The sequence below is a fragment of the Neorhodopirellula pilleata genome (assembly GCF_007859915.1).
Lineage (GTDB): Bacteria > Planctomycetota > Planctomycetia > Pirellulales > Pirellulaceae > Rhodopirellula > Rhodopirellula pilleata.
In genome coordinates this window covers 225,926-252,325 of sequence record NZ_SJPM01000010.1, presented here as the reverse complement: position 1 = coordinate 252,325, position 26,400 = coordinate 225,926, and the positions used below count along the sequence as shown (strand labels likewise).

Annotated in this window: 12 protein-coding genes; 7 read left to right on the top strand and 5 right to left on the bottom strand. The window is 54.8% G+C overall.

All coding sequences use genetic code 11. The features are described 5' to 3' along the window. Positions 1–122 precede the first annotated feature (122 nt). The gene (locus tag Pla100_RS21325; RefSeq protein WP_146579947.1) at positions 123–752 is read right to left on the bottom strand and encodes a sigma-70 family RNA polymerase sigma factor; all 630 of its coding nucleotides are present in this window, start codon (positions 750–752) and stop codon (positions 123–125) included. A 12-nt stretch (positions 753–764) separates the two neighbouring features. Further along, on the bottom strand, positions 765–2,543 hold the full coding sequence (locus Pla100_RS21320; protein WP_146579945.1) for a serine/threonine protein kinase: 1,779 nt from the start codon (positions 2,541–2,543) through the stop codon (positions 765–767). Positions 2,544–2,922: 379 nt separating this feature from the next. Between Pla100_RS21320 and Pla100_RS21315 the strand changes: the two genes are divergently transcribed. The 7 genes from Pla100_RS21315 to Pla100_RS21285 all read left to right on the top strand — a co-directional run bounded on the left by Pla100_RS21315 (position 2,923) and on the right by Pla100_RS21285 (position 20,781). Next, positions 2,923–9,291: a type I polyketide synthase gene (locus Pla100_RS21315; protein ID WP_146579943.1), complete on the top strand. Its 6,369-nt coding sequence runs from the start codon at positions 2,923–2,925 to the stop codon at positions 9,289–9,291. Positions 9,292–9,374: 83 nt separating this feature from the next. Further along, positions 9,375–10,754 (top strand): aminotransferase class I/II-fold pyridoxal phosphate-dependent enzyme, encoded by a 1,380-nt coding sequence (locus tag Pla100_RS21310; protein WP_146579941.1) that lies wholly within the window; start codon positions 9,375–9,377, stop codon positions 10,752–10,754. 8 nt (positions 10,755–10,762) lie between these two features. Further along, positions 10,763–11,779 (top strand): zinc-dependent alcohol dehydrogenase family protein, encoded by a 1,017-nt coding sequence (locus Pla100_RS21305; protein ID WP_146579940.1) that lies wholly within the window; start codon positions 10,763–10,765, stop codon positions 11,777–11,779. Continuing rightward, positions 11,776–14,364, top strand: a complete 2,589-nt coding sequence (locus Pla100_RS21300) for an MBL fold metallo-hydrolase (RefSeq protein ID WP_146579938.1) — start codon at positions 11,776–11,778, stop codon at positions 14,362–14,364. Before Pla100_RS21305 ends, Pla100_RS21300 begins: the two co-directional genes overlap by 4 nt. Before the next feature lie 42 nt (positions 14,365–14,406). Then, on the top strand, positions 14,407–17,499 hold the full coding sequence (locus Pla100_RS21295) for an efflux RND transporter permease subunit (protein WP_146579937.1): 3,093 nt from the start codon (positions 14,407–14,409) through the stop codon (positions 17,497–17,499). Continuing rightward, positions 17,496–19,034: a phytoene desaturase family protein gene (locus Pla100_RS21290; protein WP_146579935.1), complete on the top strand. Its 1,539-nt coding sequence runs from the start codon at positions 17,496–17,498 to the stop codon at positions 19,032–19,034. The genes Pla100_RS21295 and Pla100_RS21290 overlap by 4 nt, the downstream gene beginning before the upstream one ends. Positions 19,035–19,272: 238 nt before the next feature. Continuing rightward, a complete protein-coding gene (locus Pla100_RS21285; protein WP_197168122.1) occupies positions 19,273–20,781 on the top strand; it encodes an efflux transporter outer membrane subunit in 1,509 nt (502 codons plus the stop codon). A 352-nt stretch (positions 20,782–21,133) separates the two neighbouring features. On the opposite strand, the gene cls is transcribed toward Pla100_RS21285, so the two are convergent. The 3 genes from cls to Pla100_RS21270 are packed head-to-tail and all read right to left on the bottom strand — an operon-like array spanning position 21,134 to position 26,117. Continuing rightward, positions 21,134–22,669: a cardiolipin synthase gene (gene cls, locus Pla100_RS21280; RefSeq protein ID WP_146579931.1), complete on the bottom strand. Its 1,536-nt coding sequence runs from the start codon at positions 22,667–22,669 to the stop codon at positions 21,134–21,136. Positions 22,670–22,713: 44 nt separating this feature from the next. Beyond that, a complete protein-coding gene (locus Pla100_RS21275) occupies positions 22,714–24,102 on the bottom strand; it encodes a DUF1552 domain-containing protein (protein ID WP_146579929.1) in 1,389 nt (462 codons plus the stop codon). Further along, on the bottom strand, positions 24,099–26,117 hold the full coding sequence (locus Pla100_RS21270) for a DUF1592 domain-containing protein (RefSeq protein ID WP_197168121.1): 2,019 nt from the start codon (positions 26,115–26,117) through the stop codon (positions 24,099–24,101). Before Pla100_RS21270 ends, Pla100_RS21275 begins: the two co-directional genes overlap by 4 nt. Positions 26,118–26,400: the final 283 nt, after the last annotated feature.

The window sequence follows — 26,400 nt, the reverse complement described above, 5'->3', positions numbered from 1 at the left end:
CTTATGCTATCCAAAGCGGTGACCTAAAACTAACCTTTGATAAGTTCCACTGGTGGCATGTTTGAAAATGGAAGCACGGACTCACATGGAGTCTACACTTTCGAAATTCGGACCCACACATTTTAACTCGTCGACGGCGGACAGCGGTTTTCCATACAGGGATCGCCTTCGATGATGTTTCGGAATCGCTTCAGGGCTCGGTAGTAGCGTTTCTTGATCGTCTCTGAATTCAGTTCGAACATGTCCGCAATTTCAGCGATCGAATAGCCTTCCAAATGTCGCAGTTGGAGCACTTCTCGATCGACTTGGCTCAGTTGACGCAGCATGATTCGAATTCGATCCGCCATTTCGTTTCGCTGGCAGACCGTGTTCACCGAGTCGTTCGAATCAATCAGGTTGGTGATCAGCTCTTCGTCGTGGTCCGTTTGCTCGTGACATGGATTGCGAAGTTGCCGAAAGTGTCGCCGATGGGTATCACCAAGGACGTTATACGCTAATTGTCGCAGCCAAATGACAGGCGGAACGCAGGGGTTTGCCAGATAGTCGTCTACGTTTCTTTGCGCTCGAATATAGACTTCTTGAATAACATCGGACGCGTCGAGTCGATTAGAAAGGACTTTGTTCAAACGGCATTTTAGAAAATGACGTAGATGCGAACGTTGTAACTCGAATAGATCCGCCAAACCTGCTGCTTTATCGCGTTGGAGGTTATTTAGGATCTTGCTCGGGTTGTCGACGGATCTAGTGCTCATGATGGGCCTCGCTCAATCCGACGCTTGGAAGTAGGTGTCAATGATGTTTTCCCACTCGTCGTTATAGCGAGAAGGCTCGGCAGCGATGGCTTCAAACTCGGTCGCGAAACTCGACTCCACGAGGGTAAGCCATGACGCAAGAACTCGGTCAGGTATTTGAGTGCTGATGATCTCGTCGAGCCTGGGAGTATTTCCCTGAAAAAGCGACGACAAGATCCGTTCGGCTTCGGTCGTTTCAATTTTTCGATTGACCGTCGCCTTGGCAAGCTGTCCGATAATTCGCTCGCCTCTTGCTTTTTCTTGAAATCCCAAACCGGAGCGTTTCAGCACAGGGCGAAGAGCCAGCACTTTGTTGCCGATGAGTAATGACGATTCGCGATAGCCCCGCATGATCGAGTCGAGTTCACCCGGCTTGAGACCTTCGGTCGAGAGTCGATTGACGATTTGATCGATTTTGTTGGTCACATCAGCAGCGCTGGCGGTATCTGACTTTTGAATCATCGAGGTCTTGAGCGCTTCTCCGATCACACCGACAAACCCTTGTTCGTTGTCTTCGAGAGCGGCGGCGAGAACCTTGAAGTGAGATTGCGAGGAAGGATCGTTTAGCTCAGCCTGTGGCCTTAGCTTGGGAGGTGGAGGCGATTCACGTGTCGCGAAAAACGTGGCGGCGGCTGACATCGCGATCGTACTGCATGCGATGGCGATACGATGCTTTATTCGCATTCGCTTTTTGTATTGCTGTTCCGTCAACCGTTTCCCAGGACGACGTCGATCACTGGGGCGAATTCCTGAGAGGTATCGTTCCAACACAACACTGAGTTCACCCGCCGACTGGTAGCGTCGATCCGCAAGGGGCTGACTCGCCTTGTCGATGATCTTGGCGAGTTCAGTGGGGAAGTCGGGATTGACTTCCTTGATCGGCGGAAGATCGATTGAGGAAAGGTTGTGGCGTTTGTCTGCTCCAGCTACCGCCAGTTCATATAACGTTCGACCCAACGAATAGATATCGCTCCGTCGATCAGTCGTACCACGCATCTGTTCGGGGGCCATGAATCTTGGCGTGCCGATTACCTGACCGGTTCGGCTGACGGTCATGCCAGTTTCACAAATTTTGGCGAGTCCAAAGTCGGTGATCCAGCATCGTCCCGTTTGGTCGACCAAGAGGTTGGCTGGTTTGATATCTCGGTGCAGAATTCCTTTTTGGTGGATGTAGTCCAAAGCTGAGGCGATTTCATAACCCCAATCTCCCAATCGACACCAATCGCGACGAAGTTCGCCCGACCAATACGCAGCCAAAGTCGCTCCGTCTCCGGCAACGACTTCGTCTAGCGAACATCCATCGACGAAATTCATCACGATATAAATCGAATCCTCAATCATTCCGAACGATTGGATTTCGACAACGTGAGGATGTTTCAATCGAGTCAACGTTTCGATTTCCCGATCGAGTCGTACCGGATCCACATTCTCGGGGTTGAGGCTGATCAACTTGACAGCACAAACGGTGTTTCGCTGTCGATTTTTTGCCTTGTAAACCACACCGGTTGCACCCCGACCGACGGGTCCGATGAGATCGATTCCAGGAACTCTAGGCAGGCGTACGGAACCGGTGCCAGAAACTTGCAGCCCTTTCTCGAGCATCGCCATTAAGGGGAGTTCCTCAAGGATCTGTTCAGCAAACTGAGGGAATCGATTAGCCAGTAATTCTGGTTTGACCGCATTACCCCTGCGAAGTTCCTGCAGATAGACCTCACTAATATCAGAAAAACTAAGCAGCGTGCTTTGAACCATCTAGTATCACCACGTTTTTTGCGCCGCTAGCGCTCGTTTACTGCAGAGAAAAAACAAAGTCTTGAAACTATAGCACGCGTTCAGTTGTGTTCTGCGTTAAATCGCTCATTCGTTACACCTAAGAACTTCGCCGTAAGCGAGACGGACCCTCGGCGACGAGTCTTTTACTGCGATGAGCATCGATTCGCCTCCAACGGCTTGCGTTGGATTCGGTTTGTAAGGTTTGTAGCGATTCGAAGGCCGGGATTTTGAGTACTCGGCATAGACATGACATCGAACCCGGATCGGCTGTCCCTGCTGAAGTCTTCAGAGACGCATCACGGGTAGGAAGACATCACATTCCTACGAAGCGGACAACTTGCATCATGAAAGACAGCGGATGAATCAGATACAAACAAACCATCACGTGCGACGCAATCCCGAAGCGATTGCAATCGTGGGCCTTGCTTGCCGCTACCCAGGAGAGTTTGAAAATATCCAAAAACTTTGGGAGGGGCTGCAGGAGCGACGTAACGCGATTAGTGAGACTCCGCCGGAACGTTGGTCCGCCGATCGCTACTATTCAACGAACGAAGCTTCTCGCGGGAAAGCGTATGTCCGTCGCGGGGGCTATCTCAAAAATGATCCCCGTCGATTCGATGCCGCATTCTTTGGGATTGCACCACGCGATGCGGAGAACATGGACCCGCAACAACGCTTGCTGTTGGAAGTGACCTGGGAGGCGTTCGAAAACGCCGGTTTGCGGCTTCCTGAATACTCTCAGGGAAAGGTTGGGGTTTACATGGGCGGGTTCATGCTCGACCACATGATCACGCAAATGTCGTTTGCCAACCGGTCGGCTATCAACCAGTACAGCGCCGCCGGGATGATGATGACGATGTTGTCCAATCGAATTTCGCATACGTTCGACTTTCGCGGCCCGAGTCTTTCGATCGATACCGCATGCTCATCATCGCTCGTCGCATTTCATTATGCGTGCCAGGACATTTGGAACTCCGCATGCGAAATGGCGGTCGTCGGGGGAGTCAATGTCATGATGCGTCCCGAGTATCCGATCGGGATGTGCAAGGGGCAATTCCTCGCTCGTGACGGAAGGTGTAAATCGTTCGACCAAGACGGCGATGGATACGGACGAGCCGAAGGTGCCGGCGTCGTTTTGCTCAAGCCACTTTCGAAAGCCATCGCCGACGGCGATGACATCTGGGCGACGGTCCTCGCGACAGGAACCAACCAAGACGGTCGTACGCCCGGGATCTCGATGCCGAGCGGAGAAGCCCAAGCGGCACTCATTCGTGAAGTCTGCGATAAGCATTTGGTCGATCCACGCACGGTGCAGTATGTCGAATGCCACGGAACCGGCACCGCCATCGGAGATCCCACCGAAGCCCGCGCGATCGGAATGACCTACGGAGCGGGTCGCAGCGAAGAGGACCGCGTGATCATCGGAACGATCAAAAGCAATCTCGGTCACATGGAAGCAGGAGCCGGCGTGGCAGGGGTGATCAAGGCGGCTCTCACGCTTCGATATTTGGAAACCAGTCCTCTGGCCAGCTTGCAAACGCCCAACCCAAACATCGATTTCGCACGACTGGGGCTTCGATTGTCCGACGACCGGTACCCGTTGCGATCCGACGTTGGGAATCCGGCTCGGGTTGCCGTGAATTCATTCGGATATGGAGGATCCAACGCCCACGCGATCCTGGAGCATTTCCCAGTAGTTGAGAACAAGTCAATTGCTAATCTAGTCGATGTGATCCGGGAATCTTCGACGTCCGAAGACCCTTTGCTTTTGCCGATCTCCGCACGCAGTCAGGGTGCGCTGGTGAGTCTAGGCAAGGATTACCTCGAACAACTCGAATCGGGAGTCGACCCGCGTGATCTGGTCTTCACGATCAATCGACGCCGAGCCCATTTGAACCACCGGATCGCTGTCGGTGGTCGCACGTCCGAAGATCTACAGTCGCAATTGCGTGCTTGGCTCAACGAAGAAATCACGCCGAACGTGGTCGCCGGTCAAGCGCCGTTTTCGGGCAACGGCAAACCCGTGTTCGTGTTCACCGGAATGGGACCGCAGTGGTGGGCGATGGGGCAGGATCTCTACGTTCACAATCCGGTGTACCGAGAAACGGTCGATCAAGCCGATTTTGTTTTTCATCAAATCGCGGGCTTTTCCATTCTACGTGAGATGTTGGCTGACGAAGAGAACTCCCGCATCACATGGACCGAGTTTGCTCAGCCCGCCAACTTCGTGCTTCAGGTTGGATTAACGGCCGTCTTGAAATCACGCGGGATTGAGCCGGCCGCTTGCGTCGGACATTCCGTCGGTGAATTGGCGTCGGCTTATGTCGCCGGCGCACTGTCGCTCGAAGACGCACTGCGGGTGAGCTTTTATCGCAGCCAACAGCAGGCAAAGGCGAAAGGTGCCGGCAGCATGATCGCAGTCGGAGTTACGCTGGATAGGGCCAAGGAACTAGTCAACGCGTCTAACGGAACAGTCGCCATCGCCGCGATCAACGGCAACAAGAACATCACCCTCGCTGGTGATACAGACGATATCGCCGACATCGCCCAATGTCTGACATCCGAAGGCGTCTTCAACCGCATTCTCGATGTCGAGGTGCCCTATCACGGTCCAGCGATGGATCCATTGATGGCTCCCCTTGCCTACGATCTGAAAGACGTTACTCCGAGCGAGCCTCGCTTGCCGCTGTATTCCACGGTCACCGGCGAAAGGGTTACCGGAATCGAATACGGTGCGGAATACTGGCCCAAGAATATTCGCCAACCGGTTGAGTTTGTGCGTGCCATTGAAAGTGCGATTCAAGATGGCCATTCGATCTTCATCGAAGTCGGCCCACATCCGGTGCTTGCCGCCTCGCTTAAAGAGTGTATCCAAAGTTCAGGAAAGGATTGTCGGCAACTCTACACATTGCGACGCAATACTTCGGAAATGCACGCGATCGATCGATGCGTACTGGAGCATTACAGCTCCGGCGGTGATCTGGACTGGCAACGCATCGCTCCGCAAGGCGATTTGGTCTCGCTGCCGAACTATCCGTGGCAACGGGAGATGATGTGGGTGGAGAACGAACGAGCGGCGCAGGACCGAATCAATCCGATCGTGCATCCCATTCTTGGTACCCAGGAAGCGCCCGCCACACCCGCTTATCGAAATGATTTTGACTATCTCGATATGCATTACCTACGGGATCATCAGGTCATGGGGTTGCCGATTCTACCGGCGGCGGGATACATCGAATCGTTCATGGAACTCGCGGCCATTGAGTTTCCCGAATCAAAGGGTTGGTTCGTTCGTGACTTCAACATCGCGGCACCTTTGGTGATGAAGGACGATCGAGGTATCGACTTCGTCACCACATTGGATCCCAATTCGAACCGGGTGATCGCCCGCAGCCTCGAGAACGGCCGAATGGGGCCGGGCCAACTCCACGCTTCGGCAACCATCGGAGAGATCTCGCAACCGGCGGTTTCCGCACGAAACCTCGAGGCTATCTGCCGATCCGTCACCGATGACATCAAAATCGACGCCTTTTATCAACAGCTATCGTCGATCGGTCTGCAATACGGACCGGCGTTTCAAACCGTCACGGAACTGAAGGTCACCGCCGACCGAAGGCAGTGCTTGGCCAAGGTCCGGATCGATACTGATCGTGCGACTCAGCTCGAGAAGTACCGCATCCACCCCTCGATGCTCGACGGATGCTTTCAAACGTTAATGTCGATGATCGACGTTCGATCCGCCGTTTACTTGCCGACGGGGATCGATGAGGTCCGCTTGTATGTCGATCGTCTGCCGACCGAGATTTGGTGCCACGGTCAATTGATCGAAATGAATGCCAAGTATGTCGATTGCCATATCGATCTGTATGACAACGAAGGACAACCGGTTGCGACCGTTCGGCGACTGCGGGCCAATGCGGCGTCGAAACGACAGCGCGTCGATAAATTTGGTACTCCGGTGAAGCTCCAGATTTTGAAATACCTTTGGAGTGTCGGCAACAACCTTCCCGAACCCAAACGATTGGGCCAGTGGATGGTCGTGGGTGACACTGCCGGTTGGAGTGAACTGGTATGTCAACAACTGGAGAATTTCGGCGCCATCGTGTCGGCGCACGTCAAACCATCCGATCGGTTCAGTGTGTCGGGTCGCGATTACGAGATACAGTCCGAATCTGCCGAACACTGGGCCAGGGTCTTCGAAGACACCGACGAATTCGACGGGATCGTTTTCACCTGTCCACTCGATTGCACGCCGCAGTCCGACGATCCAACCGGCCAGACGCGATTGCGACACATCGTTGCCGGATTGCAAGCGTTCCAGAACATCGAGCGTGAAGATACACCTCGCATCTATGTGGTCACTCAAGCGGGGCATCAGGTGACCCCGAGTGACGCCGAGCTGAATCCATCTCAATCAACGTTCAACGGTTTTTGTCGCGTTGCCTTCAACGAGTTGGAGGTCGGCCGAGTCACTTCGATCGATCTTCCCAAACAAGTCGGTGATGAATGCTTTGACGCGTTCATCCAAGAACTGATTTGCGATGCACCCGAAGACGAAATTGCGATTCGCGACGGCCGACGATTCACCAGCGAGTTGAGCCTGGTCGACGACTTAACCAAAGACATCACGCAGGTCGGACGCATCCGCGAAGACGCACCGGTGTTGATTCGACCGAGTCTCCACGAGAGCGATATCGGAGTCGTCCGGGTACTCGACGCCAATCTGGCTCCGCTTCAAGCGGACGAAGTTCGTGTGATGATCGAAAAATCTGCGGTTCCGTTGGAATTCATCAAAGATGACGTTGACGAGATCGTTGAACGTCCGTGGATGGAGTTCGTCGGAAGAGTACTCAATGTCGGTGAAAACGTCACGCAGTACGTCGTTGGTTCACGCGTCGCCGGATTCGTGCCCGCCGAAACGGCCAGCCATCTGACATTGAAGGCGGATTGCATTCACGCCGTCACGATCCCGCAGGACACCAACGCGTCGACTCTCGTCGCATGTTTGAAAGATACCGCTCGTGCTGCGGCCGTCATGCAACAAGTTCCGTTCAGACCCGGCGACGTTGCCTTGATCGAAGCGACTCCGTTTGGTTTGGAATTGGCTGAACAAATGGAGGCCGCCGGGATTCGAGTTCAGATCGTTACCGATCGCATCGACGAACTGGACCCGTCGTTGTTCGGTGATCGCGAGATCGACGTGATGTCGTCGCAACGAATCGATCAACTCGTTACCGAGACAACAGCCGATCGGGGTTTCACCGTGATCGCAGTGCAGGCCGCCCGTTGTCAATCGACGATCGGATGGTCGTCGCTCGCCGAGGGTGGTTGGATCATCGATATCGAAGACGCGTCGCATTCGTATCCGGTTCCCGATCACGCCGGGGGGATCATCCGTTCGGCGATCTCGCTGATCGCTCGTCGGCCTGAGAGTCTGCAATCCGCGTTGACGCAATCGGTTGAACGTTTGTCGTCGGGCCGTCACCGTGAATCTAAGTTCTTTGAAGTTTCGCTCGCTGACATCGCTTGGCAAAAACTGCCGTTTAGCGATTCTTTGGGAACCTTGATACTCGCGTTAGACACTCCCGAAGAGGATCTTCCGATCATCCAATGTGATCCGGATACCATCACCGCCGACGGTACTTACTTGATCACTGGTGGCCTTGGCGGTTTCGGTCAACAAACGGCAAACTGGCTGATCGAGCAAGGAGTCCGATCGTTGGTGTTGACCGGTCGCGCCGGTGCCGACACAGTTGAGAAACAAGCTTTCGTGGCGAAATTGCGGAGCGACGGTATCGATGTGGTGGCGGTCGCTTGCGACGCCTCCGATCGCGAAGCGGTCCGAGAACTCTTGGCCCGGATCGACAAGGAATTGCCACCGCTCAAGGGAATCATTCATTCGGCTGCGGCGATCATCGATGAACCGATCGCCGACATCGACTTGGATCACCTTTCGACGGTCATGAGGAACAAGGCGGACGCCGCATGGGTTCTCCACGAGGAAACCCTGCATCTGCCGTTAGCTCATTTTATCCTCTATTCGTCTGCGGCCAACTTGGTCGGCAACAGCCGCCAATCGATTTACAGTGCCGCCAACGGATTCCTCAACGGCCTCGCTCACATGCGTCGCCAAATGGGACTTCCCGGATTGTCGATGAACTGGGGAGCGATCGGTGACGTCGGCATCGTCGCGCGAGACGAGAAGCTGGAGCAGTTCCTCAGTTATGTCGGTCTCGCCGGCATGGAGTCGCGGGAAGCGTTGGATTACTTGCGGTTAGCAATCAATCGTGACGTCACTCAGATCGGAATCCTCTTGATGAAGTCGTGGTCCGAGTGGGGCCGTTTTGAAGTCCGGGCGGGCACCTCCCCCAGGTACCAAAAACTGATCGCCGGTGACGCGACGGGTGTCGACTCGCAAGCACGCAGTGCCCTTGTCGACGAACTCGCACTATTGGAATCCGACGAGCAACTGCAGGTGTTGATTGCCTTGATCACCGATGTACTGGCCAGCATTTTGAAAACCGACCCGTCGCAGATCCAACCCACACGACCGATCAACGAACTCGGCGTGGACTCTCTGGTCGCCACCGAGATTCAAATGACCTTGGAACAATCATTGGGATTGAAGGTCGCGGTGCTCGAACTGCTCGGAGACTCCAACATTGTTTCGCTTGCCCAGACTTCGCTCATGATGCTGCTTTCCGAAAACGCAATGCAACCGGCATAGCATCGCGAGATCGATCATTGGCGTCGGCTTGTGGCCGACGATCATCTTGACTACCGACGTTACACCTTGATTTGACAACGAATATGACCACTCGAAACAGCATTGAGAAACTACGTGCCACGTTGCTTGGCAAAACGCAATCGAACGCAATGGCAACCGGAGCTTCCCACGACGTCGCGCACGCCAGCGTGGCCGAATCGAAACGCCTGACCGCTCGAAGCCTCGACGACATCCCACCCGCGTATTTTCAATTCAAGGATTTTCCAGAGTACAAAGAGTACACGACGATGCAGTGGTACTGCCAAAAGCAGTCATTCCCGCAAAGCTTGTTTCAGCCTCACGCGGGAGCCTCGGACGCAAACGTTACGATCCACGGCCGAGAGTTCGTCAACTTTTCCACCTACAACTATCTCGCGCTCGGTTCGGACGAACGTGTCAAGAATGCCGCGATTGAAGCGGTTCGAACCTTTGGCGCGGGAACCGGATCGGGGCGATCGATCACCGGTGAGATCGATTTGCACAGCGCATTCGAACGTGAGATTTGCGACGTGCTCGGCACCGAGGACGCGGTACTGTCGGTCGGCGGATATAGCACCAACGCCTTCACGATCGGCTATCTGTGCCGAAACCAAGACCTGATTCTGTATGACGAGTTGATTCACAATTCGGCCTTGATCGGTTGCAAGATGACCGGTTCACGACGCTTTAGTTTTCCTCACAACGACTACGACGCGCTGACCCAACTTCTGGACCAACATCGCGGGAATTTTGAACGTGTATTGATTCTCGCCGAAGGTGTCTACAGCATGGACGGCGATATACCGGACGTGCCGAAACTGGTCGAGATCAAGGACAAGTACAAAGCACTCCTAATGGTCGACGAAGCCCATTCGATGGGCGTCATCGGCCCAAGAGGCTTGGGCGTTTGCGACTATTTCGGCATCGACGGAAAGCAGATCGACATCCTTTACGGGTCGCTCAGCAAGGCATTTGGTACCTGCGGCGGATACGTTGCCGGACCATCACCGTTGATCGCGATCTTGAAACACTATGCCCCTGGTGTGCTACTTTATGGGGCTTCGCCGACGCCGGCCAATGCTGCCGCGGCGCTCGAATCACTTCGGATCATGCGAGAGCAACCTGATCGAGCCCGACGATTGCAAGACAATGCGGCCTATTTCATCCAACAGGCACAGACCGCCGGGTTAGACACCTATCGCAGCAAAGATTCGGGCGTCGTTCCGATCATGATGCGTGATTCGGAATTGGCTTTATGGCTATCAATGAAGTTGTGGGAAAACGGCATCTGTAGCTATCCGATGATGCACCCGATCGTCCCCAGGGATAAGACTCGTCTGCGATTTTTCATCAATGTCAATCACACCCACGAACAAATCAATCAAACGATCGACTTGATCGGCGACCTTCTGAAGGTCGCTCCCAAATCGAAGGGACTGTTTTAGGGTCTATCATGAAACAGATCATCTATGAACGATTCGGCCCACCCTCGGTCGTGGCCCAATGTCAAGAAGTCGCCGACCCGACATCACCATCAGCGTGGGAAGTCATGGTTTCGATCGATTCGTTTCCGATCAATCCCGCTGACCTTGCCATGATCCGCGGACAATACGGCGTGTTGAACCAACCACCGGCGACGATCGGGATGGAAGCCGTCGGAACCGTCGTCGAAGTGGGACGATCGGTAAGCCATCTCGAAGTCGGCAATCGCGTGCTCTTGTTGGCCAATAACAATTGGGCGACGCTGCGTAAGGTTCCCGCCTCGCTAACCGTGAAAGTGCCCGATGACTTGGACCCGTTGCAGCTATCGATGCTCAAAGTATCGGGCATGACGGCGCATTGGCTCACCTCCCAAATCGAACCGATCCGCGACGGAGAATTAGTTGTGCAGAACGCTCCACTGTCGGCGGTTGGTCGCTACGTCATCCAACTCGCCAAAGCCAGAGGGTTTCGCACCGTTAACCTCGTTCGTCGTCCCGAGCAAATCGCCGAGACGGAACGACTCGGCGGCGACATCAATTTGTTGGACGAGGACGGCGTCGACGAACGGCTTCGATCGGAACTCAACGGCCAGGCTATCAAGCTCGGTCTGGACGCGGTTGCCGGAGAATCGACTGATCGAATTGCGGCATGCTTGGCCGACGGCGGGATGATCGTCAACTACGGCATGTTGTCCGTCGAACCGTGCCGCTTGAATCCGATGCACACCATTTTTCGAAATATCCAACTGACCGGATTCTGGTTGTCGAAGATTCTGAATCGTTTGTCGGCCCAAGAGCGTCAGTCACACATCCTCGAATTAGTCGATCTACTCGCAAGTCAAAAACTTCATAGCGATGTCGATTCCGTCTTCTCGATCGATGAAATCAGCAACGCAATCACCCGTGCCGAGCAACCAGGCCGGTCCGGCAAAGTCTTCATTAGCACCAACCCAGCCGACCGCACTTCTCCATCCGAGCACATCGAATGACATCCACATCCAACCAACCGATCAGCGAGAACATTCCCGAATCGGGAATCACTTATCCGTGCAAAGCGAACGAAGCATTCGGGACACCCGTGGAAGTCGCCAACGGCGTGTGGTGGATTCGACTACCCATGAAGGCACCGCTCGAGAGCGTCAACGTTTATGCACTTCGAGATGGCAAAGGCTTGACGCTTGTCGACACGGGAGCCAATACGCCCGAGTCGATCCAAGCGTTGGAAGCCGCATTGGGTTCGGCCATGCTAAAGAGCCTACCTCTGCGGCGGATCATCGTGACTCATTTCCATCCCGATCATATTGGGTCGGCGGGTTATCTCACCAAGAAGCACAACGCTTCGCTTTGGATGACGCGGACGTGTTGGTTGACCTGCCAGCTGCTATTGCGAACCTCATCGAACATACCTACGACCGAAGCCGTCGAGTTCATGCGAAACGCGGGACTCAATGGAATTCAACTCGAGGCTTATCGACGCCAAACCTCAGGCAATTATCGCGACTGGGTTTCGCCCTTGCCGGACGTGTACGTACCGCTTGTCGACATGGAAACAATCCACATCGGCTTTCGGACTTGGAAAGTTGCCACCGGAAACGGCCATGCCGCCGAACACGCGACATTGTGGTCGCAAGATCTTGCCATCGTCGGTGATCAGATTCTACCGAACATCTCGGCGAGCTTGACGGTTCCGTTCACCGAACCAGAATCAGACTTGGTCGGTGAATGGTTGCGAAGTTGTCAGAAGCTAGCCCAGTTGGCGAACAACCAGTTGTTGGTATTACCCGGACATCAATCACCCTATACAGGCTGTCTGAATCGCTTGCGACAGATCCGAACCAATGTCGAAGCCGGGATGCAACGAATCGTTCGATTGATCGCGACCCCCCAATCCGCAGTTGATCTGGTTGAGCCGTTTCATAATCGATCGTTGTCGCTAGACGAACGATCGCGGTTGCTGCCCGAGATCGTCGGTTATCTGAATCACCTCGCTAGTAATGGCCAACTCGAGCGGACCGTCGGGCCTGAAGGTGCGGTTCTCTACGGTCCTGGCAAATCCGAACCCATCTCCGAATTGATTCCGAAGGCGCGAGCGGGCGTCAGCTCACAACGAACGACAGCGCAATTCACGGGCGATGAAGCTACCTCGGTGACGCCGACGCCGGTTCATGCAGCGATACATGAGACCAAGAAGCCGGCACCGGTTCGATTGCGTGTTCGCAGCCTGGTCGCGGCTTCGGGATTGCTTTTGTTCTCCGGTCTGGTTTACGCGTCTCGCGACCATTTGACGAGGATCGGCAATCAAGCATCCGAGATCTATCCGGGCCGGTCTCTGGGCGTGACCAGCACCCGTTCATCCGGTGGCGAATTGAAAACCCCGCTTCTCACGGTCGAAACCTATGTACCCGTCAAGCTTTCATCCACTCAGCTACCACGACGTTTTACTGGCGTGGTTAAGGCCAAACGCACCAGTGAAGTTGGGTTCAATCGCATTGGTGCGATCGACAGCATTCCTGTCCAACGCGGTCAACACGTATCGAAGAACCAGGTGTTGGCAACACTCAATGACGCCTTGTTGCAAGCGAATTTGAAGGCGATCGACGCACAAATCAAAGCAGCCACGGCAAGGCTTGATGAAATGCTAGCCGGACCGCGATCTCAAACGATCGAAGTCGCCCGCAACGAAGTCAAAGCGGCCCAAGCGGAGCTGGAACTAGCTCAAACCTCGTTCGCGCGAACGCAACGATTGGTCTCCATCGGAGCAGTTTCGCGGCAAGCGGTCGACGAGACGTTTTCGCAAGTCAAAAGCAAACAAGAGAGCTTCAACGCGACGCAAAACTCACTCGACGAACTGCTCTCGGGAACCCGTTCCGAACAGGTACTTGCCCAGCGGGCGGTGCTCGAAGAGCTTGCCGCGTCGAAAGAACAGCTTGCGGTGCAACTGAAAGAAAGCAGCATCGTCTCGCCTTTCGACGCGATCGTGGCGGAACGATATCGCTCACCTGGTTCAGTCGTCTCGCCCGGTGAACCGGTCGTTCGATTGGTCGAGGTTGCCGCACCAGAAGCTTGGATCGGGTTGCCACCGGAGTACATCGATCGCTTGATGTTTGATGACCCGATCACGGTCAGCATCGGTCCTCGATCGGTCGGCGCCAAGTTATCAGCCGTCTTGCCGGAACTCGATCCTGGAACACGAACCAATACGGCTGTGTTCGAACTGATCGATCTCGAACCCGGCTGGGGCATCGGTCGATCCGTTGAAATCGAACTCACCAAGCCGATGGATGAAAGTGGTTTTTGGGTCGCGATGTCATCGATCATCCAAGGCGATCACGGTCTGTGGGCAGTCCTCGCCCTCGAACCCATCGAACAGACCGACACCGCTCGCTTGGTCAAGCGAGAACTCGAGGTGATCCTTGTCGATTCGGACCGTGGCTACGTCCGCGGCACCCTACAGGAAGGCGAACCGATCGTCGCCGCCGGTTTGCATCGCTTGACGCCGGGACAAATCGTGCGGGTCGATTCTCAAGTCGCGTTCAAGAGCATGAATGCTTCATTGACGAGTCCGACACTGTAGCCGACACCAACCACCGACACATTTCATCTAGCTAACACTCCCATGACTCAATGGTTCGTTTCCAACACCCGGCTTCTCGCGATGGCGATCGTCCTGATCTGCGTTGCCGGGATTGCGTCTTATCAAGCGTTGCCTCGCATGGAAGACCCGATCTTGACAGCACGCTTTGCCGTCATCACCACGACCTATCCCGGTGGCACGCCCGGTCGCGTCGAGTCGCTGGTTTCAAAACCAATCGAACGAGAACTCATCGACATCAAAGAGATTGCCGAATTGACATCGATGAGCCGAGCCGGTGTGTCCGTTTTGGTCGTCGAACTCAATGATCACCTCGATCGAGAATCGGTCGCCAACGCGTGGGGACTGGTGCGAGAGCGTTTGAACGCCGCTTCGGGTCGATTACCGACGATGGCAAGCAAGCCTGAATTGGAAGAGCTCGACGCGAAAGCTCATGCGATGTTGCTGGCGATTCGGTGGGACCTCGAAGAACCACCGAGCTACTCGATTTTACGACGCTTGGCCAAACGGCTCCAAGAACGCATGGACTTAATCCAGGGGACCGAGAAAACCTCCCTGTCCGGCGATCCGGGCGAAGAGATCATCATCGAGATTGATCGGCAGCGGGCCAACAGCTTGGGCTTGGACGCGAATCAACTGGCCACGATGATTGCCAACAATGACACCAAGATGCCCGCCGGTCGCCTGCAAGGCTCTCGCAGTGCGATGGCGTTGGAAATCACCGGCAATCTGGAAACGAAGACGCGAATCAGCCAAATCCCGATTCGTCAAACATCCGGCACGATCGTCCAACTCGGCGACATCGCGACCGTTACCCGCGCCATTCCCGATCCCGCACCGTCGAAGGCACTTACCAGCGGTCGGCCGGCGGTGGTCGTCGGCGTTCACTTGCGAGACGACTATCGCATCGACCATTGGCACCGCGACGCACAAAAAGTCATCCGGGAATTCGAGAACGAACTCCCCGCCGGCATCACCGTTGAGACGATCTTTGATCAATATCCCTATGTTCAATCGCGATTCGATTCGCTGCGGGTCAACTTCCTGACGGGGTTGATCTCGGTGGTGATCTGCACGGGCATCTGGATGAACGTTCGCAGCGCGATCTTGGTCGGGATCATGTTGCCGCTTAATTGTTTGTTTGTTCTACCGATACTGTTGATTTTCGATATTCCGCTGCATCAAATGTCCGTCAGCGGATTGGTCATCGCGATGGGGATGCTGGTCGACAACGCGATCGTGGTGGTGGACAAGATCGGTCACCGAGTCGGTCGAGGATTGTCGGTTCGGGACGCCGCGATCGAAGGCTCGCGATACTTGGCGATCCCTCTGCTCGGCGCGACACTGACGACGGTCCTTTCGTTTGCGCCGATCGCGTTGATGCCGGGTTCGACCGGCGAATTCGTCGGTTCGATCGCACAGGTCACCATCATTAGCGTCGGCTTGTCGTATCTTTTGTCGTTGACCGTCATCCCAGGGCTCAGCTTATTCCTGTTGAAACCCGATCGTCGCAAGAACAACCCCATCACGAATCCCTTCGGACGTTCGACCCAAGCTTATCGGTTCGTGTTGAGTCACCTGATGCGATTCCCTCTGCTCGGTGCTGCGTTGCCGGCATCGATCGCGTTGTACGGACTTTATCTCGGCTTGAATTTGCAAGATCAGTTCTTTCCGCCGGCTGATCGCAATCAATTTCATATCGAAGTGGATCTCGCGGCCAATGCGAGCACCCAAGAAACCGAACAACTCGCACAGCAGCTACGCGATGTCATGCTGAAGGACCATGGCGTCGATGACGTGCACTGGTTCATCGGTGAAAGCGCCCCGCTGTTTTACTACAACGTCGCATCGGTTCGCTCCAATCAGCCTAGTTATGCTCAAGCGATTGTCACCTGCCCGACGCCCGACATGGCGAAACAAGCGATGCTGCGATTGCAGCCGATTTTGTCGGATCGGTTTCCGCAAGCGACGATCTCAGTTCGACAACTCGAGCAGGGACCGCCGTTCACGGCACCGATCGAAGTTCGCTTGACCGGTCCCGAAGTCGATACGCTACAAGAACTCGCCGCAGATGTTCGTGGCGTCCTCGCACGAACTCCCGGCATCACTCACACGCGGTGCGAGATTGATGAGGTGCTCGCCAAAGGGGAGATACAAGTCGATCAAACCGCATCTTATTCGGCCGGTTACGACCTTACTGCGATCGCCCGCGCGCTCAATGGAACGCTCGATGGCACGGTCGGAGGCTCGATCATTGAAGGTAGCGAGAGCATTCCCGTCCGCGTCAGGATCGCCAAACACCAACGCGGAGACCTCAATCAGATCATCTCCACCGAAGTGCAACCCGACCGCATCGACAACGAAACGTCAGCGATTTCACTTTCGGCGATCACTTCGATCGGTTTGGCCGCCGATGTCGCGTCGATCACACGGATCGATCAAGCCCGCACGGCCGAGGTTCTCGGTTATCTTCCGGCGGGTGTGTTGCCATCGATCGTTCAAAGCGATTTTCAACGAAGACTCGACCAAAGTGGATTTGCCGTGCCTGCGGGCTACAGCCTGACCTTCTTGGGGTCGGCCGGGGAGCAAGAGCAGGCGATCGGAAACTTGGGCGTCTATGCCGTGATCATGGCGACTTCGCTCGTCGGAGTCTTGGTGCTCAGCATGAACTCGTTTCGCTTCGCGTTGCTCATCGGCGTTGTCTGTTTGCTCAGTACGGGCTTCAGCCTGTTGTCACTCGCTTGGTTGGGTTTGCCGTTCGGATTCATGGCGATCGTTGGCCTCGTCGGGATGCTCGGCGTGGCGGTCAATGACTCGATGCTGATCTTGAAGAGTCTCTCTCTTGATCCTCAGGCCCGCGGTGGGTGTCGCAGTCGAATCATTGAAGTCGTGACGGAGAACTCCCGCCATGTCGTCGTCACGAGCGTTACCACGATCGCAGGATTCTTTCCGTTGTACTGGAGCGGTGGCGAGTTCTGGCCACCGACCGCCGTCTGTGTTGCGATGGGCGTTTTTGGTTCGACCATTCTCGCGTTGTTCTTTGTTCCCTGTTGTTATCTCTTACTACTCCGAACCCCCGAATCCGACATCGCGATCTCCGGATCGAATCAATCATGAAAACCACGAATAACGATCAATCATCGTACGACGCCATTGTGATCGGATCCGGGATGGGCGGCTTGACCGTGGCCAGTCTCCTCGCCCAACTGGGCAAGAAGCGAGTGTTGGTGCTCGAACGTCATTTCAAATTGGGCGGCTACACGCATTCGTTTCGACGTGGCAAGTACGAATGGGACGTTGGTGTTCATTATGTCGGCGAAATGCACGAGGGAAGTCTCTCGAGGAAGGTCATGGACTTGGTCACCGGAAAACAAGTGCTCTGGCACCGCTGCGGTTCGGTTGTCGAACGACTCCATTTCCCCGAAGGACAGTTTGAATACCCAGACAATCCAGAGCATCTGCGAGAACGATTGATCGAAAAGTTCCCCGAGGAACGCCGAGCCATTGAGAAGTATTTTCGTGACGTCAAGAAGTGCCAGAATTGGATCGCCCGATACTTTTTTGCCAAAATGATGCCGCTTTCGTTGCAAAAGGTCCTCACTTGGCCCGGCCGAAAGTTGGCGATGACGATTACCGACGACTATTTAAAAACAATACGTTCGCCGTTTCTTAGGGCAATCTTGACGGCTCAGTGGCCGGATTTCGGTGCCAAGCCGTCCGAGAGCGCCTTTGCATATCATTCGGCAGTGACCGGTGACTTTTTCAATGGCTCCTTCTATCCCATCGGTGGCGCCCAAGAGATCGCCGATTCTGTCAAAGAAATTGTGACCGAAGCGGGCGGCGATTGTTTAGTCAATCACCCCGTGCAAGAGATCCTCGTGAAGGACGGGAAAGCCTGCGGCGTAAAAACGATTCATAAAGGAAAAGAGTTCGTCTTCACCGCACCGATTATCGTATCGAACGCTGGCGCGGTGACCACGTTCAAGAAACTAGTTCCCGAGGGCTATTGCGAAGCAGAGAAGGAAAAGGCCGGTCGGCTCAAACAAGGGACATCGGCGGTGGCATTGTTCCTCGGTTTGAACGACGACCCGAGAAATCACGGGTTCGATGATGCGAACTATTGGTTCTTTTCTTCGCTCGATCACAGTGAGTCCGCGAAACCTGAAGACGTTCTCGACATCCGGGGCGGCTTCTTATCGTTCGGGTCTCTTCGAAATCCGGAGCAGCAACAACATACCGCTCAAATCATCTCATTCAGTCATTACGACGCCTGGGAAAAGTTTGCGGACAAACCGTGGTTACGTCGCGGCGAAGAATACGACCGATTGAAAGACGAGCTCACCGAAGCGTTGTTGAGTTTGGCGGAAAAACACGTCCCGAAGATTCGTGACTTGGTCGATTACGCCGAGCTTTCCACACCTGTCACGTTTGAGAAATTTTCCGGACATGCCGGTGGAATGGTTTACGGGCAGCTATGTGATCCAGACCGACTCGACAAAGATCAATGGAGAGTGGCAACGAGCTTGCCCAACTTGTATTTGTCAGGATGCGACATCGGATCGCCGGGAATTAACGGTTCGATGATGGCATCGATTTTTACTGCAGTGAAGATCCTAGGGTTTCGTCGCCTACCAGAGATCATCCAATCGTGAATCTTGTATCGCAAAGCCGTCCCAGGATTAACGATGAACGAAAAAACGTAGTGGGTCTTTGACCGAATTCGTCACGCGTGTTGGGTTAGCCGGTGAATGTACCGACGCAGTTATATGGGAAAGCAGGATTGTTCTGCTTTTGCGGTGACCGGCTGTTTATCTGATGGTTCGGGTGAACGGATACGATCTAGATTCTAGGAGACCTCTGAACCAATCACTTGCAACGGATCGCAAGCACATGCCGAGCGAATGGACGCGCCGAAACTTAGCATTCGCGATCGCGTTATGCGCTTTAATGGGGTGTAAGGTGGGGCCCGAGTATCGTGGCGTTCCAGCGAGCTCGCCGCCCGCTTGGACGCAGGCAGCCCATCCGGCGATTCAAGGTGAAATTGACCATTCGTCGCATTGGTGGCGGAGTTTCAACGACCCCGTGCTCGACGAGTTGGTACAGATTGCATTGCTGGACAATATGGAGCTCAAGGAAGCGGCCAAACGCATCCTTGAAGTGCGATCCAAGCGAAACGTCGTTGCCGGCAACCTGCTTCCCCAACAACAGTCGCTCAACGGAAGCTTTTCAAATCTATCGATTAGCGAGAACACCGCCAACTTCGTAACCGTTCCTGGTTTCTTTGTAACCGATCGCGTGTTTGATAATTGGAATGGTAACTTCGGACTGGCGTGGGAACTAGATTTTTGGGGACGCCTCCGACGTGCGGTCGAGTCCGCCGACGCGAATGTTGATGGATCGGTCGCGGCATACAACTTCGTTCGCACAGTGATGCTCGCCGAACTCGCTCAAAGTTATATCGAGATGCGGACGATCGAGGCCCGCATGATGTTGGTGCAACAACAGATCGCGGCCCAACAAACGCTACTGTCGCTCGCACAACGACGTTTCGAGGAAGGTCAAGGCGATCGACTCGACGTGGAACAAAGCAAGTCGAACCTTCATCTCGTCGAGTATCAACTTCCCGGATTAGAGACGCTTCGACGGCAAGCGTGTCATCGCATCTGTGTACTAACGGGATCCTGCCCCGTTGATCTGCACGAGGTGCTGGGAAACAGCGGTCAGATCCCCGTCCCGTCGGCGGGTGTCGCCGTTGGCATCCCTTCGGACTTGTTACGACGTCGACCGGACCTTCACGTCGCCGAACGGCAACTCGCCGCTCAAAGTGCGAAAATTGGAATCGCCGAGGCCGAACTGTATCCGCACATTACGCTGATCGGTCAGGTCGGCTTGGAGGCGCAGAACTTCAATGATCTTTTCGGGGCGGCAAGCCTGATTAGTAATGTCGGACCGGGTTTTCGTTGGAACATCTTGAACTACGGACGGATCAAGAACCAAGTGGCCGCCGAACGATACGCATTCGAGCGACTGTATTACGCTTACCAGCAAGCCGCCTTGGAGGCTTATCGAGAAGCCGAGGATGCGCAGGTCAGTTTCGTCAACGGATTTGCCAGGTTGGACATGATCCAACGCGCGTCGCAGTCAGCGTTTGAGGCGGCACGGATCGGACACGTCTCCTACACCGAAGGGGCTGCAAACCTTGACCGCGTCTTGAGGCTGCAGCAAGCACACCTGCTAGCGGAATCGGAGGCGGCAACGGCGAGAGGCGACCTCGCGATGAGCTTGGTCAAAGTCTATCTTGCAATGGGTGGCGGATGGGAAAGTCCATCCATCACGTCCCCGCATTGTTCGACGGCTATATGTGCGGAATCTGAACGCGAGGTAACTCTCGTTCGTTAAACGCTCATAAGCACTCGATCTCAGGCTCCCGCCCTCTTTATAGGCCACAAGTCCTCATGGATTGCTCCCCTGCCAGCTCGTCTGGCAGGAAGCCGAGGTTGGCAAGCTAGACACAAGCCGCAGTTCTCCCAACCTTCCGAGTTGAACTTGTGCTCGCCGCTTGAGGCGGCGAGCACAAGTTAAACTCGGATGGTTGGCATGGCGTCGGTGCCTAGCTCGCAAACCTTATTCACCCACGAGACGAGCTCGTGGGGGTCATGCTACCGCGACCTTATCGCGTCGGGGTCGATGAGCAGGGTAAGTCTGCCCAGTCGAGCAGCGATGATAAAATTGATGAGAAAAAACCAACCTCTCAGAGCACCGGGCTAAACAGCCTCGCGACGGCCGTTCCCGCTCGAGCAAACCAGGGACGCAATGGTTTGCGATCATGATTGCTATGCCGGGAATCGCGAAAATCTTGGCTCAAGGCTTTAGCAACATCATCGATGAATAGGCTGTCTTCGATTGCGATCATCAACTCAAAATTCAAATAGAGTGAGCGGTTGTCCAGATTGGTTGAACCGATCAAGGCCAGCGAATCATCGATCAAGACGGCCTTTTGATGCAACATTCCCGCGTAATAGCGAAACACCGGAATGCCCAATTCGGCGAGTTCGTGTTCGTAATGATATCCCGCCAAGAAGACCGGCCATTCGTCGGGAACCGCCGGAATCAAAACACGCACATCGACGCCTCGCGCCTTGGCCATCGAGAGAGCCACCATCAACGACTCGTCGGGGATCAGATACGGCGTGCTGATCCAAAGCCTCGAACGTGCCGCTTGGATCGCCGCGGCAAACATCATCGCCGCGCGAGGCCGGATGTCCGCCGGTCCGGTCGTGCATACGGCGGCACGGCCACGGGCGTCCGTTGCTGTTGAAGTCGATGTTGTCCGTTGTTCGCTGGACGGTCCAGCTTGATGCTCGCTGTCTTGGACTGCTTCCGGTTCGCGATCGCCCCAGTCCGCTTCGGGAAGGTTCGTTCGTGCAGCCCAGTAGTAATCGCCGGCAAAGACGGCCTGAATTTTTCGAGTGGCTTGTCCCGTGATCGCAACACTGGAGTCGCGCCACCGGTCCTTCCATACATTTTTTCCTCGATACTCATCACCGATGTTCAAGCCACCGATCACGGCGTGGCGACCATCCACAACGACCAGCTTTCGGTGGTTGCGAAAGTTGATCTGGAGTCGATTGACCCAACCTTGCCGCGTGTTGAATGCGTGGACATCGACACCGGCATCGAGCAAACGCTGAACATATTGTCCGGGCAATCGCAGGCAACCGACCTCGTCATACAGCAAACGCACGACCACACCCTCTCGTGCCCGTTCGATCAGCGCGTCGGCGAAACGCTTGCCGACTTCGTCATCCCGCAAAATATAGAACTCCGCGTAAACATAACGTCGGGCCCGTTGGATTTGCTGAACCAGGGTGTCGAAGAATGCATCGCCGTCGATTAGCAAACGAAACTCATTGCCTTCGCTGATCGGTGTGTCCAACACGTCGGCCACGTGTTCAAGCGGCGAATTCAGGTTGGTTGATTGGCAATCCGCCGGGGTCGTCAGTTCCCTCCGGATCGCTGCCACGGACCGCTCATGCGTATTTCCGACTTCGCGAATCGCCTCGCGATAACCTTCAAAGCGATGCCGGGCAAAGATCCAATACATCGGCAGCGAAAGGTAGGGCAACGTAATCAGCCCGACGACCCACGCGACGGCGGCTTGAGAAGTGCGAACGTGCTGCAGCGAATGAAACGCCGAAAAGAAAGCTGCCACATGGATCAACAAGATCGACGCCGCGATTCCCCATGAAGTCCACGTTAGTTTTGACGACTCGACGAGCCAATCCATTTCGGTTTATTTCCTTGACGGCCATCGAAACTCTTGGGCCTAACTCAAACGCGCGTCGTGATCTCTGGTATCTGCTTGGTCGCGATCCCGATCGGACGGTCCAACGGAATACCCGCACAAGCCAGTATCGTGGTCAATAGATCGCCTTGGTTCCCTTTCGTGTCGGGCAGGAACCGTCCAGTCTCAATCGAACCACCACCTTTGCCGGCCAAGATGAAAGGTAGGTTGGCACGGGAATGCTTGTCGCCGTCTTCGAGGCCGGACCCCCACATCATGATGCAATTGTCTAAAAGGGTGCCGTCGCCTTCTTTCAATGCGTGCATTTTCTTAACCATGTAAGCGAACTGGGCGATATTGAACGCGGTGATCTTGGCAACCTTTTCGACCTTGTCGGGTTGATTGTTGTGGTGGGTTTGCGAGTGATGCTGATCGTTGAACCCCAGTTCGGGATACGAGGCTCCGTTGGGCCTTGAGCCGATGTAGGTGCAAACGCGGGTAGTGTCGGTTTGAAACGCCAACACGTTGAGGTCGCACATGACCTGCATGTACTCACTGCGTTTGTCGCCTTCGGGTATCTTGATTTCGATCGGTGGCGAATCGGAATCCCTGTGTCGACTCGGCCGTACACCGGCCTTCTCCAGCGCGGCCTCCTGTTGTCGCATCTCGATGGCCGCGATACGACGTTCGACCGATCGAACACTGTCCAAGTACTCATCCAATTTGCGTTGGTCGGTGGCCGGCAGCGTTCGCCGCAGGTCCTTCGCACCGCCCAAAACGATATCCAGCATGCTGCGGTCCAACGCACCCAAGTGCGACGCTGTACCCGAGTCGGTTGGGTCGTTTTTGTTGAACAGACGATCGAGTACATTGCGTGGATTGATTTCGGCGGGCACGGCTTGGGTAGGCGAACGAAAACTGCAATGGGAATAGTACGCTTCGTTGAGTCCCTCTTGATTTTCCTTCCACGTTTGCGGCATGGTTGCCAATTCCAATGACGGCAAAGTGGTGAAGGCCCCCATGTAATTGGCAGCTATCTGATCGGCCGATATGGCGATGCTAATTTCGTTCCGTTTGTCCGGGTCAGGCAACGTGGCCGTCAGCCATGTCGACAATTCCAACGCGTGGGGCGCGCCGTTGTAGGGTGCAATCGGTACGCCCGAGATCCCCTTCATGAGTAGACATTGGTCGAGTACCGGTCCCAATGATTCCAGGGCGGGCGGAGGCGATGTTAGGAAGCTTTCCGCATCGGCAGGCCAAAACTGATCCAAGATCACCCCGTGCGGCATGTACATGAAACCAAGACGCACCGGCGGTTGGTAGGCGGTACCGCCGATCGTTTCCGCCCATCCCATCACATCAAATAGCGGCAATGCCAGCGACGCCCCGACGCCTCTTAAGCACGAGCGACGATCCATGAGCATGTTTTTGTTCATCGGGAAATCCTTTGATCTTCAATACGACGATGGGTAAAGGGGTAACTGGTCACCACGGCTTCAACAAGCGTTTGCATGCGATAACCGTCTGCTGCGATCGTTTGCATCAGTTCATCAACGACAATCTCATCGTAGCCTTCGAGCTTTCGGCACAACGCGTAGGCTAAGAGTTTCTCGACCAGATTCCGAGAAAGCTGATCGGCACGACCGGCGAGAATCGCTTTCAATTCCGCCACCCCCGAGAAACGTTCTCCGCCGGGTAATTCCCCGGACGCATCGATTGCTTCGCCATTATCGTCGCGTTCTCGCCATTGACCGATCGCGTCAAAGTTCTCCAGACCAAAGCCGATCGGGTCGAGCATCGTGTGACAGTTGGCGCACACCGGATCGGAAGTGTGAAGTTCGGTGAGTTCACGTAGCGTCAAGTTGGAGGAATCTTGTGAATCTTGTTTTTTCAATTCCGGAACGTCAGGCGGAGCGGATGGCACGTGTTCGCCGAGCACTTGTTCCAGGACCCACACGCCTCGCTTGACGGGACTGGTGCGATTCGGGAATGAGGTGGCCGCAAGAATGGCGGGCATGCCCAACAGGCCGCCTCGGTGGGCACTGCTGAGTTTGACACGCCGCATCTGTCGGCCCGTTACATTATCTTCGAGCCCATAAAACGATGCCAGCGAGTCATTGAGAAACGTGTAATCACTTTCGATGAAACTCACCACACTGCTGTTTTCACGCAAGACGCTATCGAAAAACAATCGGGCTTCGTCGTACATCGCCGTTCGCGTCTCGTTCGTCATTTGTGGAAACTTGTCCGGGTCAAACACCTTAGTTTTGAGATCATCGAGACGAAGCCATTGAGCGGCGAATCCATCGAACAAAGCGCGGGAGCGAGGATCGGCGAGCAATCTTTTGACCTGCGCCTTCAAAACATCGGGTTCTTGCAGCTTTCCCTGATCGGCAAGCGACGTCAGTTCGGCGTCGGGCATGGTTGCCCATAACAAGTACGACAGTCGCGATGCCAGTTGATAGTCGTCCAGCGGGACGATCTTGGACGCCGACTCGACTTGTCCGGCTGGCGTGATGAACAAGAACTGAGGCGAAACCAACATCGACTTGAGCATCAACCGAAGGGCCGCCTGATGATCCAGCTCGTTTTGTGTGCCCAAGTCAAATACTTCCAGCAAAACCTCCACTTCCGCTTCGGAGACAGGTCGTCGAAAGACCGTTTTGGCAACACTGCGAGCGACCGACCGGGCTCGATCGCGAGCGTCGGCCTCGAGCTCCAGTGCATCGTTCAGGAAAGGTTCAAGGATCTTGGTCGGATTAAGATTCTTGTCCGACCATGTCTGGTCGAGCGTTTTGTCGGCGATCTCGAGATATTGTTCGAGCTGCATCGGCGAAAGCGAATTGAGGTACCCTTCGCCACTGACTTCATCGGGCAACGTATCGGCAACGGAACCGTCCACACCAAATAAATCACGCAGAGTGTTGGCGTATTCTGTCTTGGTTAACCTTCGAATTACGAAATGTCCCGGGTCCTTCTCACTGAGATACTTGATCTTCTCAAGCCACTCGACGAACATTTGCCGGTCCGCATCGGATGGTTGATCCTCATAGTCCGGAGGCATGTCATGGGCCTTGACCCTTGCGGCCGCATTTTTCCATTGCTCACTAAAAGCAGCGTGACCGGGTGTCTTGAGTGTCGGTGAAAAGTTAACCCCGGCTTCCGTCGGTTTTTTATTCGAATGGCAATCCAGGCAATAGGTTTTAATGAACGGCGTGACACGATCGCGAAAGAACTTTTCCGTATCGGATTTGAGATCTGCGAAATTTGTATCTCGACTCGATCCGTCATTCTCAGGTGCGCGGTTCGTATCGTCTTTGGTCTGGCCGTTGGATTGACCGACGCCTACAACAGCAATCGAGCACAGACCGAATACCATCGACCAAGCCCTCACGTGACGGCAGAGATCGCTATTTCGTAGGGTCACATTTGAACTGAAATGGATTTTCATGATCGAAGCCGTTATCAACGGCTAGGGCGGGACGTGGAAAGCACGGCAACCAGGAAAACTGAGTTGCATCTTCCTACGAAAAAAGGCGGGCTTGCGGGGGCTCTCATTCTAACCGCTATGATGACACGATGATATCACCGCCGACCTTTTCGCGATGCTAAGAACGTGTTTTAAAAAGGGGTCTGACCCTTTGGAGGCGAATCGATTTCATTGGGTTTTTGGCCTCGCCGGAGAGGGTCAGACCCCTTTTTAAAACACGTTCTAAGCATCGCGTGAACATTAA